Genomic DNA, 1,328 nt, shown 5'->3' with positions numbered 1-1,328 from the left:
GCCCGACCCGGTCAAGGACAAGGCCGCCCAGGCCGCCGGACAAGCCCGCGCCAAGGCAGCCCAGGCCGGCCAGGTCTGGCACGACAAGGCACCCGTACCCGTCCAGCACACCACCGCCCAGGGAGCGCGACTGGCGCGCGACAACCGCAACCTGCTGCTGGCGGCCGCCGGTGCGGCCGTCCTGGTGTGGCTGGCCTGCCGCCGCAAGGAGTGAACCGCTGTGAAGGCTTCGAAGATCGCATACAAGCCGGTCGGGATGATCCTGGGCGCCGTCAGCGGCATCGCCGCCGGTGCCCTGTTCAAGCAGGCGTGGAAGATGCTGGGCCACGACGAGGACGCCCCCGACGCCACCGACGAGGACCGCACCTGGAACGAGGTGGTGCTGGCCGCCACCCTGCAGGGCGCGATCTTCGCCGCGGTCAAGGCCGCCGTGGACCGCGCCGGAGCCACCGCCACCCGCGGCCTGACCGGCACCTGGCCCGGCTGACCCGGCCCCCGCGAGGCGCCGGCACGCCTCGGCCGCCGGCGCCTCCACCCGCAACACCCCTGCACGACAAAGATCACACGGCCGTGTCCCCTCAGCACGTGATGCCCGCCCTGACCGCGGCAGCGGTCACCGCCCCGGTCCTGGCCACCCGGTACGCCGCCACCCGTCGACGCGAACACGTCCACGGGCCAAGCCCGGCTCGCGCGCCCTGGCCTCGCACCCCATCCCGCCCCGACGACCACGCGGACGACGCTCTGTCTGCCGCAGCCGCAGAGGTGCACGATGCCGCCCTCACCGCGGTCCAGGACGCAGAGCGGCACGTCCACCGCTACTGGCAACAGCTTCAGTCGCCCTCCAAACCGCCCGAGTGAACGGCCAAGGCCGCGATCGACGCCGAACCCGCAGCGGTGCCGTTCCGGCTCCTCACCGCCCTGGTGGTGTCGTTCATCCACCGCGAGCCGACCGCTGTGTCGCCGGTGGCGGCCTCGGTTTCATGGCCATGACGTCCGAGGCCGCCACCACCGGCCGGTTCGCCGGAAGGGGACACGGCCCGGTCCGCCGCCGAGGGGAGCGAAACGGCACTCAGGCCGCCGACACAGGCATGTGTCGTATCGCGAGGAAAACGAGACGGCTGTCGTGAACGACACGGGCCACGTCAACGACCACGGCGCAATCCCACGACCAGGGGATGCAACCCTCTCAACGCTCTGGCGGGCCGGAGCAGCCGGGCCTTTGAGCGGGCTCAGCTTGATCTTTAACCTGTGCGGCCGTAGTGCTGGTCGAGTGTCTCGGCGCGTTTGACGGTCTTTCCCGGTGTGTGGCGGGGTGCTCTCGTATGGTT

2 protein-coding genes and 1 pseudogene are annotated in these 1,328 nt (G+C 71.6%); all 3 read left to right on the top strand.

Translation table 11 applies throughout. The annotated features are described in order from the left end of the window. Positions 1-214 (top strand): annotated as a pseudogene (locus tag ABZZ74_RS54245) (hypothetical protein); the annotation flags it as partial. A gap of 6 nt (positions 215-220) precedes the next feature. Next, positions 221-487, top strand: a complete 267-nt coding sequence (locus tag ABZZ74_RS54240; protein WP_356951459.1) for a DUF4235 domain-containing protein — start codon at positions 221-223, stop codon at positions 485-487. A gap of 83 nt (positions 488-570) precedes the next feature. After that, entirely contained in the window at positions 571-858 is a 288-nt protein-coding gene (locus tag ABZZ74_RS54235; protein ID WP_356951458.1) for a hypothetical protein, read from the top strand. Positions 859-1,328: the final 470 nt, after the last annotated feature.

Origin of the sequence: Streptomyces sp. NPDC006476 (genome assembly GCF_040612015.1) — a bacterium.
GTDB classification, from domain to species: domain Bacteria; phylum Actinomycetota; class Actinomycetes; order Streptomycetales; family Streptomycetaceae; genus Streptomyces; species Streptomyces griseorubiginosus_B.
Note: the sequence above shows the minus strand (reverse complement) of the source record. Positions and strands in the feature narration are given on the sequence as shown.